The organism is Corynebacterium sp. AOP12-C2-36 (genome assembly GCF_052379185.1).
GTDB lineage: Bacteria > Actinomycetota > Actinomycetes > Mycobacteriales > Mycobacteriaceae > Corynebacterium.
The window spans coordinates 1-10,698 of the sequence record NZ_JBQSYJ010000039.1 but is presented as its reverse complement, the minus strand read 5'-3'; the positions used below and the strand labels follow the sequence as shown (position 1 = coordinate 10,698).

The window sequence follows — 10,698 nt, the reverse complement described above, 5'->3', positions numbered from 1 at the left end:
ACGTGATCGACTGATCACTTAGCGTATAGCCGTGGTGACCGGGGCATCCCCGGCATATAATTGGAGCCGGAGACACCCTCTTTGCGGACTGGGTGGAAGTGATCCGCAGGATTACTCGCCGGAGACGAGGCCTGCGGCGCGCGTCAGTCTAGAGAACCGCCACCTCTACAGCGTTGCTGATGACAGGTCAGGTCTACCCCACGCAGTGGGGGTGAGTCCGCGATCACCGACAGCGTTGGCGTTTTACACTCGCGCGCAGCCTAGCGTCGCCACCGACCGCGCTGGTCAGTATCTGGCAAGCCCTACAGCTGCGATGCCCGCTCGGCGTCCATGCTGGCGCCGAACCCGACGCCCTCAAGACTCCCCCGACTCGCATATCCACTCGCCGTTGAAGCCGGACGGGCGGAATTGGATGGATCCCCGCCGGCCACAGTAGGTGCAGGTCTTCGTCGTGCACGTCGGCCCAGTCACAGCCAACCTCCCCTACTCCCCGTCGTCGGACGTGCCGGCGGCGTTGGGGCTGTCGGTGCGCGAGCCCGGCCAGTGCCGCACGATACGGCTCACGGTGGTCACGCTTATCCCCGTGCGCTCGGCGATGGTGTTCAAGGGCAGGTGGTGGCGGGTGTAGAGCTGCACCACCGCGTCGCGCGCAGCATCGGCGGAGGTGATGCCCTGGTCCCAGCACTCACGGGCCACGGTGACCATGTCGGTGGCCCCGAGGGTGGCCAGCGTGTCGGGCGGCAACTGCTGGTAGCGGGCCGCCCGGTTGCGCCGCAGTCGGTCCCAGGCGCTGTGTGGGTACGTGTCGGGGTGGAGGCGCTTGGCTGATCCGGTCGTTCTCACGCCGCGGCCTCCTCGGTGGCCGACTCGGGGTCAGACACGTCCGCTGCGCCGGGCCGGCGCAGCAGGGCGCCGACGAGGTCGGGCCCCTCGGCGGTGAAGCGCTCGCCGCCGACCTCGCTACCGAGCAGGTCGGCCAGCGCGTAGAGAACCACCGCAGGGGTGTTTTCGTCGAGGCCAGTGGCCAGGCTCGGCATCCCGGACGCGTCAGCCAGGTGCTCGATACTCCAGACGGCGTGAGGAGCGTCGGGGCGCCCGCGAGCTCGCCAGGCGATCAGGTGCTCGGTGCGCAGCCCGATTCGGGCGGTGCCGTCGGTCACCGACGCTGGCCAGACGGGACGGGCGCGCTGTGAGACGGCGGCGGCGGCCCTGCCGGCGAGTAGCGCATCAGCGATTGCGGCAGGGTCGGTTCGGAGATGGAGTACCTGGAGGGACTTACTGGCCCCCGGAGCGGGGGTGAATGCTGTGGCGGTCATACGGGCGACTCTAACATACTAACCACAGTGGTACATGGTGTAGAAACCTGTTTTATCTGTCAGGCAGCGGACGTCTCGTCGCGCGCTGCGGCCGCCTGGATCCGCAGGCGCATCGCGTTGTAGCGGGCCCGCCGGGTACCCGCGTCGTAGACCGGGTTGTCGGCCCAGGCGGAGACCCGCCGCCACAGCTTCTCCTCGGAGTCGCTGCGGTAGCCCATCGGCAGGCGGCACAGCGACGGGTCCAGCGAGAGGCGCACGCCGGGGACAGAAAGCAACAGGGCGCGCTGCTCGATGCTCAGTGCGTGCGGGGCGGCTTGGCACTGCTGTAGCCAGGCCCCGGAGTTGAGGCCGTCGCGGCTGCGGTAGGTCACACCTGGCGGCCGGCCGTGGGTGCGGGTGTAGATCACGACGCGCCGCAGGTGGGCCATGAACGTCGGGTCGATGGACTGGAAGTTGATCATGACGGTCGCATCAAACACGCTCGCCGGGGCGAACTTGTTCTTCTTCTTGGGGGGCATGTCGTCTCCGGGGGGGGGTCGGCGGGCGGGACCCCGTACTCCGGCAAGGTCTCGCGACCGCGAGCGGTCGGCTACTGATACGTTCTCACTATATCAGTGACAAGCAGGGACGTGCCGCAGGTTCCAGAACCAGCCCCCCCTGCCTCCGGCATCGCAGACCGCGGGTTCAGCGCAGCGGGAGGACGGCCACCGCGGCCTCGGTGACGTCGGCAGCACGCACGATCCGCACCCGAGTCGGGTCCCCGCGCTGAACCTGCTCCAGCCACTGCCACAGCTCGGTCAGCCGTGCGTTGAACCCGGAGGCGTCGTTGACGAAAGCCGCGACGGACTCGGCGACCACGTAGCCAGCGGCGGCCAGCAACTGCGCAGCCCCGGCGGTCAGTAGCGTCACGCGGGCCACCTGGAACACCGGGCGGGTGACCCACCGGCCGCCAGCGGCGACGGTGCCTGCGTCGGCGTAGTCGCACACCCGGGCCCGGCCCACCGGTGTGTTGGTTGTCGCCAGATCACGCTCGCGGGCAGTATGGGCGCCGAGCGCAGCCGGGCCCGGTTCCTCGCCGCGCTCGATCAACTGCGCGTAGACCTGCTCGGCGTCGATGCCGTAGGGGGATTCCTCGCAGCCGATGACCTCGATGTCGCCGTTGGGGGCGGTGACCATGGCCAGGCAGCCGCCGGTGATCCACAGGTGTACCTGGTCACCGGCGACCCAGCCCGCCGCCGTGTCGGTGGTCGTCCCGGTGACCGGGGCCGTGCCCTCGGCCTCGGCCAGTTCGATCTGGTGGCTGGTCATCGAGCGGATCGCTGCGGTGACCCGTGCCTGCGCCACCTCCCCGGCTGCGTTTTCCTCGGTGTCGAGGCTAGGTGATTCGGTGCCGGCGAGTTGGTCGGTCAGGTGCTCCAGCATCCGAGGGTCTGCCGGCGCTGCGTCGACGCGTGCCCCGATGTCGGCGGTGACGGCGGCGGAGGTTGGTGTGCACGCCGAGGCCGCCGCCCCGGCGCACCCGTGGTGCGCGGTGATCGTATCCATGGTTCACCAGCCTATCTGGGCAATAGCTACAGCGACGATGCAACCAGGCACTTCGACGTGCTTCAACCCTGTCCTGTTGGTATCTTCCGGCGTCGCGCTGATGAATCTCCAGCATGCTGCTCTCATCACTACTCCTGCACTGTCGCAGAATCAGGAGGCAGAACCTGTCTCAGAACCGTTGTCGGCACTGTGCTGCTCTGTGGTGGTGTCGGACACCTCGGCCAGGGTGTCGGCGGTGGCCTTGTTGGGGACACGGAAGTCCCCGGCGAAACCCAACTGAATGGCACTGACCTGACCGACAAGCGTTTCGATACTGTCGGCAATGGCACTGACATCGCGCTCGGTAGCCAGTGCTCCCAGCTGCTCCAACTCATCGATCTGCCCGGCCAGGGTGCGCGCGGTGTCCTGCACTTCGGTGAACAACCCGGCATGCGTGGCCGCCAGCGTGCGCACTGATCCGGATGCGTCCTCGGCCAGCTCGTCGAGTTCACCTGCACCACGCACGACGATGCGGTGAAGATTGTTCACCGGCTCGCCCAAGGCCTCGGCGAGCTCGCCGGTACTGGCGTACTGCCGGCCAGTTACCTCGTCGAGCTGCCCGAGTGCGGCCGACAACTCCTCGGTGAGGTGAGTGTGGGTGGTGTACAACGACACCGACGCCTCATCCACACGCTCCGGGTCAACCGTCCCACCAGGACCACCAGTAGTGCTGTCGGGGTCGGTGATCAACGCAGCACACTGCCCGGTGGAGGCCAGTTGGGTAAACGTCGCCTCGGTGGGGATCGGCGCATCATGGGCGAAGGTGGCGAACGCCTCAGAGATTGTCGAACCCAACTCGTCAGCAGTACGGAGCACCCTGGTGACCACACCAGCATCACCCCGATCAACGTCTTCATTCTCGCTGGCAGGCTCGGCCAGTGCCGTGGTGCTGGTGGTGGCCGACGCGTGCTGGATCTGATCAGACACCGCGAGGATGAAAGACCTCGCCGGGGCAGCGAAATCCTGCTTGTCGACCTGGTCAACCACCGCAACGTGCGGAGCACTCCGGGAGCTCAGCACCGACAGTTTCGCATCGATCTGCTCGGTGGCAGTGCTCAACGCTGCGGCAGCCACACCCGGATCGCTGAGACCACCGGAAGCTGCCCCGGTGGCGACCTGCTCGTAGGGATCAGTCCCGTCACTGGCCCGATCAAGCATCGAGCGTGCCACCGTGGAGCGAGCATCGCCGGCGGTGGTGACGACCTGGCAGACGTCCTGGTAGTAGTCCACCACCTCGACATCAACCTGCTTGGAGAACAGCTCAGCCCCGTCAGCGCTCACCGCCACGGTCGTATCTTTGGCCGACATGACCCCAGCCGCGGTCGTCGCCGCGACCGCCACGGCACACACAGTGATCACCGTCACACGCTTCGGCACCTTCGCCACCGTGCGCGAGGACGCGGCGTCCTGCTCTTCACCAGCGGCGGGGGGTGTGGGCTTGGGCTTCCTGTTCGGCTTCACGGTGCTAGATCACCGCCCACAGATAGCCGGCCGCGCACAGCGCCACACCCGACAGGCTCAGCCCGACGAGACAGGCAGAGATCGCGGTGCGCAGTTTGCGCCCGGACTCGGCACCTGCCCCCAGGACCACAGCGACACCCAGGCAGCTCAGGGTAGCCACGATGAGCACCAGCGGGTCGGTGATCACGGTGACACCCATACGCGACGACAGTGCTGCGGCGGGTACGACGATCATCGCCACCGCAGCGCACATCAGTGCCGTGGTGGCCAGTAGGCGATCCCCGCCGACCGGGGCATCCTGCAGATCGACATCAGCACCGGCTGCACCGTCGTCACTGTTGCGGTGGGCTGTGGATCCGGTGATGAAGCGGTGCCGGTACGCCGGGTGAATCACCACGACCTCATCACCGCCCTGTGACCCCTGGTCGGCGGCGGTGGTGGCGGTGGCGAAGATGTCCTCGGTGTCGGCGTCGCCGATCTGCCGGGTCAGCAGCCGCGGAGTCTGACCGTACCGGTCATTATCGTGGTCTCTGGGGGTCATGGCGTCCTTTCAGCGAATCGGCGGTGCACTGGCGCGTGCGCCGGGGGTTGGTGGGTGTTTAGGCTGCGGAGGTGTCGTCAGCACCAGAACCAGCGCCGGTATCGGTGCTGTTCTGGTCGCTGTTCTGGTCGCTGTTCTGGTCGCTGTTCTGGGGGTTGTTCTGCACCCCGGTGGTTGCGGTGGCTTCCGCCCACGCCCCGGCCGGGGCATGAGCCTCACCCACGGCCAGCACCAGGGCGGTGGCGTAGCCGGCACCCAGCGAACTGGTCAGCGTGCCCAGCGAGCCGAGCAGCCCGGTCAACCCCTCCCCCGCACTGTTCTGGGTGTCTGCACCGGTGCCGGCGAACAGTCGAGATACCTGTGCGGACAGATCACCGAAACCGGTGGTGCCCGCTGCGGCGGCCTGCGACCATTCGGTGACGATCGTCTGCGCCTGTGACTGGGCGGTCTTCAACGCCCCGGCCGGGGTCTGATCGGTGATGATCGCAATGACCTGCTCAGCCTCACTGATCGAGGGGATCGACCCGCCATTAGAAATGGAGTCTTTGATCTCCAGGACCTGCGGCCACGACGCCGAGAGCTTGGAGCTGGTGTAGCTGATCGCGGCGGTGAGGTCGTTGGACGTCGGGGTGGTGGGGTCGAAGGTGGGGTGCTCGTTGGTGCTCATGAGGGTGGTTCTCCTTAACAAGAGGGTTGTGACAGGTTGCGACAGATGACAGGGCGGGTCAGGCGGCGATGAGGTCGGTGATGTCCACCGCACGACGCGGTGCGGGTGGGGTGGCTTCGAACCCGAAGTCCGCCGCGGCCGGGGTCGGCACCGCCACCTGAGTGTTTGCAGCCTTGGGATGCGGTGCGGCGTTGGTGTTGATCAGCCGGGCATCAATCCCGAAAGCACCAGAGTCGGTGAAGGTGGTGACCCGGGTGGAGCTGATCAGCTCGTAGAGCACGCTGAGCGTGGCCCCCACACCGGCACCGAGGATCCCGCCGAGAACGGCTCCGAGGATCCCGTCGGTGACAGCGCGGGCAATCGCGCGGGCCACAATTGCGGTGACGGCACCCAGGGTCGCGCCAGTCAGTCCGCCGAGGATCGCGCCGAGCGGCACGGTCAGCGGCAATGAACCCAGCCCGGTGAGCGTGCCGGCGGCCAGGCCAGCGAGCAGGGACAGTCCGGCGGCGACGGGGATCACCAGCGGCAACGCCAGCAGGTTGAGCAGCGGGATTGCCAGGGCCGGGAAGATGAACAGTGGCAGGGTCATCAGGAACACCGGGATACCGATCAGTGCCAGCCCGCCGAGGATGCCCCCACCAATGACCAGGAAGTTGGCGGTGGCCAGCACCACCGCGGCGATACCGGCAATGGTCGCCACGGTGCCGGCGACCGCGGCGATGGGCAGGCCAACACCAGTGATCGCCGACCAGAAGGTAATGGCAAAGGCGACGAACGTGACGATCGTGGCGGTGACCGCCAGGATCGTCAGCGGGATCCACAGCGGCGAGGTGACAAGCAGTCCACCGACGACACCGGCAGCGACACCGAGGGCGATGGGCGGCAGGATGGCTGCGGCCAGGGCCACCAGTGACGACAGGATCGCCGGGATAGCCCACAGGGCAGTCAGGGCAGCGAGGATCGGCAGGAACGCCAGCGGGGTGACCACAGCCGTGGTCAGCGCGCCGATCAGGGCGGACAGTCCGGCCCCGGCCAGGGCCCCGGCCGGGATACCCAGCAGAGCGCCCAGGATGCCACCGGGGATGCCGGCGAGCAGGTTGGTCGGGTTGAGCAGCCCGGCGAGAGCGCCGAGCAGCCCGCCAAGCCCGGCCCCGGCGAGCCCACCGGGGATAGCGCCGCGCAGTGCGGCGGCGATGATCATCTCGCGCAGGCGACGACCGTCCAGGAATGCGGTCTGGGCCAGGGTGGCGGTAATCAACGCGCCGATCTTGTTCAGCGCTTCACCGGTGGTGGTGGAGCCGAGCTCGTCGGTCAGCCGATCCAGGAGCTTCTTGAGTGCCGAGTCGTTCCAGCCGCGCTGGATAGCCTCGGCCAACCGGCCGAGAGCACCGTCGCCGAAACTGGATGCGAGATCGTTGAAGCGGGTCAGCGCGAGGAACGCGGCGACGGCCAGGGCCACCGGAACGCCGAGCAGGGCACCGAGTCCGGCACCGACAAGCCCGCCGAGCAGAGCACCCAGCAGAGCCCCGATACCAGCACCGATGAGCGCGGAGATGATCTTCGTGGCCAGTGAACCAGCCAGATAGCCCAGGATGCTGCCGAGGATGGCTCCCGGGATCGCCGAGAGGGCGGTGATAAGCGGGATGGCGATCGCGGCGATCGCCAGCCCGGCGAGCAAACCGGCCGCCGCCCCCAGCAGGGCGGCACCGAGCAGCAGGGGGATGGCGACGAGTCCGAAGATGATGACGGGAAGCGCGATGGTCAGGGCCATGTAGGCCCCGGTGCCGATGGCCAGGATGAACAGGAAGGTCAGAATCCCGCCGCCGATGGCGGCGAGGAACAGTGGTGGTGCCACGATCGAGCCAACGATGGCGACGATGACACCGGCGACAAGCCCGATGCCGGCCAGCACCAGTGCAGCGACACCGACGCTGGCGAGCCAGGTGCCGAAGATGATCGTTGCCGCCGCGGCCAAGGCCAGGGCGGACGCCCCGGCAGCACCGAGCAGCGGCAGACCCAGCAGCAGGGGCAGGGTGGCCAGCGCGGAACCCAGCAGGCCCAGCGCGCCGGTGGCCAGCCCGCCGAGGACGCCGCCGGGGATGGCGGTGGCCAGACCGGCCAGGATGGACAGCGGGTTGAGTGCCCCCAGGATCCCGCCGAGCAGGGCACCGGGCACGATACCGGTGGCTGCACCTGCCAGGGCACCGGGGATGGCGAGGAGCAGGGGGATCAGCGCGGCCGGGGCCGCGGCACGCAGTGCCTCTGCGATGGAGGGGCCCAGCTGGACGGTGAGGAACTCGGTGACATCACGGGCGAAATCCACCCCAGCGATCTTGGTGACGACATCCCGGGCCGCGCCGATCGGGTCGGTGAGCACCCGGGCCGGGCCACCGGCCTCTACCAGGATCTGGGTCAGTGTTTCTGCCGGCCGGGCGGTGATCGAATCGATCAGGGCGCTGATGCCGGCGGCAGCACGCTCAACACCGGCTCCCTCACGGTAGGCGAAAGGGTTGGCGTCATTGTTGGCCCACGCCTGGTACTCCGGTGAGGCCAGGGTGGTGTCGATGGCGGACTGCACGTCAGCAATAGCCCCGCCCACGCCACGGTTGATTAGGGTGTTCACACCTGTCAGGGCGTCGTTGACCAGCTCAGGTGCGGGGGGTTTGAATGCGCCCACCCATTGGCCGATGACGCTGGGGTCCGAGGCGATGTGGGCGCGAGCGACCTGGAAGGCATTCACCCGCGGAGCAGCGGGGGAGGTCGTGGCGGTGTCGGCCTTCGTCGCCGCACCAGTGGCTGCACCCGGGGATGTATACGGGTCAGGACCAGCAGCGCTGGTGACCTGATCAACGAGCTCGGTGGTCAATGTTTCAGCACCGGGGGTGTCACGGCGCAGCAGGTTCACCGGCAACGCTGAACCAGTCGGCAACACCGGGGCCGGAACATCCGGGAGCAGCGGGGAGTCAGGCAACGCGCCGGCCAGATCGCCGGCGAGGTCAGCGAAACCGTCGGACAGTCCGCTGATCCCCTGGGAGAGTGAATCAGCAGGAGTAGGGGTCGTCTCCGCGGCGGCACTCGGTGCCAGGGCGGCGGTGACCACCAGGGCAGGTGCGCCAGCGGCGACGAGAAGCCCGGCCCGCTTGATACGAGCTCGCCTCCCGGGCGTCATGGTGGTCTGGGGTGTGGGTGTGGTCATCGTCGGTGATCACTTTCTCTTTTGAGGGTTAGGCCTGGGGGTCGTCGCGGTGGTGGTGGTGGTGGTGGTGGTGGTGGGAGCACGCAGCGTGTCGAAGCAGCTGCTACGCGGCGGGGCAGGGCCCCGAGGTGGGTGGATGCTCATCGCAACAACCCCATTGGCAACGGGGTGCCTGGCGGGATGGGTGTGGTGTCGCGGGTGACGATCATCGACGCGGCGATCTGATGGGCGTAATCAATGTCGGTGTCGGTGACATCCACGCCGTAGATGGTGAGCTTGATGCTCCACCGGGGCCTGGAGCACCCGATGATCACCACGTCACGCAGCACCGCTCCCCCAGCCGAGGAACCAGCCCAGTCACCTGCAGGGGTGGGGTGTGCGCTCAGCGGGTGGGTGCAGTGCACCTCGATACCGAAAGGCCCGGGAACCTGAGCGATCGTCGTCACAGGGGTTGCCGCATTCTTCTGCCTCGCCTGGGCGTTCTGCGCGGCGATGGAACCGGCGAGTAGTTCGACGGCGTGGGTGTTCCACCAGTCCCCCGTGACGGGGGAAGCAAGGACACTCACCGCGATCTCTGCTGTGGTGTCCGACGGGCGGATGTGTACTGCGTCTGGGGCGCCCTCGACCGGGGTGTTCAGCCACACCTGTGCCTTGTAGGGGGCATCAAGCCGGGCAGAAGCAAAGCGGACCGGGGTGTCCAGCATGTGGCGGGGTGAAGGGCTCTTGGGCTCGGCTGCCGCGGGCCACGGCCCCAGCGAAGAATCGACAGTACGGGGCGCGGAAGGCAAAGAGCCGGCGTGTTCCTCAGCGGGGCAGTCGCGGGCTGGCGTGCGAAGAAAAAGACTACTCATCGGTAGCTCTCTCAATCTTGATCTGAAGTACGCTTCCCCGCCGAGTGAAGCGGAACGCGGCCGGCGGGGCGATGGGGTTGGTCACGGCAGGCTCCTCGGGTGCAATGGTGGTCGACGATTTCGTTGCCGATGATAGTATGATAACCATACCGGCTACTGACCACAACGACAACTAGTGCACCATCGTGACGTGTCTACTTCCAGAAGGCAGTCTGTGGTATCTCAGCGGGTTCCGGAAGTCGAGAGCCTCGCTCGCTGCTTCGATGCAGGCTGCGCCCGGAAGCCATGTGCGTGTGCGCAGCAGCGGTGGTCAGCACGTTGGCCAGGGTTCCTATCGGCGACCAACGCCCGCCAGGGAGGCGAAGGTGCAGCGCTTCGCCGGAACCCAGTGAGGCAGACCATGTCTGGTGCATGGGAACAGTGATCAGATCCGCCACGAGCTCTACCACCTCAGAAACGCGCATTGCTTCCTGCTTATCGCTGGTCGCGGCTATGGCGAGTGTCCTTCGTAGCGGTGAGCCGGAGGCGGAGAAACTCCGTGCGACGTGATCGGTCACCTCCACCACTGCGTCCGCGGTGATGCCTCGGGTAATCCGTAGGCCGATGGGGAGTACCGGGTCGCTCGGGCCCTGCACGTAAACCAGAATCAGGTGGTGGGTGGGAATGAATCCCAGAACGCCAGGGAGGGAGGAGCCAAGGGCCAGCAGCAGATCATTATCCACGCAGTCCAGGTCGTGCATGGTGTCCTTTCGGGCCGGGGGGGGGGACGTTGTCACTACTACTGATAGTAACCGATGTGGCTAGTAGTGCTTCTGTCCCTCAAACATGTAGCACTATCAAATTGCGCGGTTGGGATGAAGCCGAGTCGTACGACTAATGGCGTCTACCGATCAAGGTGGGCGGTAGGCGCGTGCTGTGCCGGCTGTGTCTGGATCGCAGAGCAAGATTGCCGAGTTCTCCCGCACCTCCCGTGGTGTCGAAAAGCCCCGTAACTCAGTTCCCCTTGCCGACCCCGCCGCGGGGAGGAGGGCGGAGCGGGGCGCACACCAGCCACCGCGACCACACGCCCGCCCTAGGCCGAC

10 protein-coding genes are annotated in these 10,698 nt (G+C 67.2%); all 10 read right to left on the bottom strand.

Going from position 1 to position 10,698, the window contains the following annotated elements; all coding sequences use genetic code 11:
• Positions 1–483 precede the first annotated feature (483 nt).
• On the bottom strand, positions 484–843 hold the full coding sequence (locus tag ACT3UN_RS16020) for a hypothetical protein (RefSeq protein ID WP_444657582.1): 360 nt from the start codon (positions 841–843) through the stop codon (positions 484–486).
• Positions 840–1,316: a hypothetical protein gene (locus ACT3UN_RS16015; protein WP_444657581.1), complete on the bottom strand. Its 477-nt coding sequence runs from the start codon at positions 1,314–1,316 to the stop codon at positions 840–842. Before ACT3UN_RS16015 ends, ACT3UN_RS16020 begins: the two co-directional genes overlap by 4 nt.
• Before the next feature lie 59 nt (positions 1,317–1,375).
• A complete protein-coding gene (locus tag ACT3UN_RS16010) occupies positions 1,376–1,834 on the bottom strand; it encodes a hypothetical protein (RefSeq protein ID WP_444657580.1) in 459 nt (152 codons plus the stop codon).
• 166 nt (positions 1,835–2,000) lie between these two features.
• Positions 2,001–2,861, bottom strand: coding sequence for a hypothetical protein (locus ACT3UN_RS16005; protein WP_444657579.1), 861 nt, complete (start codon positions 2,859–2,861; stop codon positions 2,001–2,003).
• 150 nt (positions 2,862–3,011) lie between these two features.
• Complete coding sequence (locus tag ACT3UN_RS16000; protein WP_444657578.1) at positions 3,012–4,265, bottom strand: hypothetical protein; 1,254 nt, start codon at positions 4,263–4,265, stop codon at positions 3,012–3,014.
• A gap of 100 nt (positions 4,266–4,365) precedes the next feature.
• Entirely contained in the window at positions 4,366–4,902 is a 537-nt protein-coding gene (locus ACT3UN_RS15995; RefSeq protein WP_444657577.1) for a hypothetical protein, read from the bottom strand.
• 58 nt (positions 4,903–4,960) lie between these two features.
• Complete coding sequence (locus tag ACT3UN_RS15990; protein WP_444657576.1) at positions 4,961–5,569, bottom strand: hypothetical protein; 609 nt, start codon at positions 5,567–5,569, stop codon at positions 4,961–4,963.
• Between the two features lie 58 nt (positions 5,570–5,627).
• Positions 5,628–8,765, bottom strand: coding sequence for a hypothetical protein (locus tag ACT3UN_RS15985; protein ID WP_444657575.1), 3,138 nt, complete (start codon positions 8,763–8,765; stop codon positions 5,628–5,630).
• A gap of 140 nt (positions 8,766–8,905) precedes the next feature.
• Positions 8,906–9,616, bottom strand: coding sequence for a DUF3710 domain-containing protein (locus ACT3UN_RS15980; RefSeq protein WP_444657574.1), 711 nt, complete (start codon positions 9,614–9,616; stop codon positions 8,906–8,908).
• Between the two features lie 194 nt (positions 9,617–9,810).
• Positions 9,811–10,356, bottom strand: coding sequence for a DUF4192 family protein (locus ACT3UN_RS15975; protein ID WP_444657573.1), 546 nt, complete (start codon positions 10,354–10,356; stop codon positions 9,811–9,813).
• Positions 10,357–10,698: the final 342 nt, after the last annotated feature.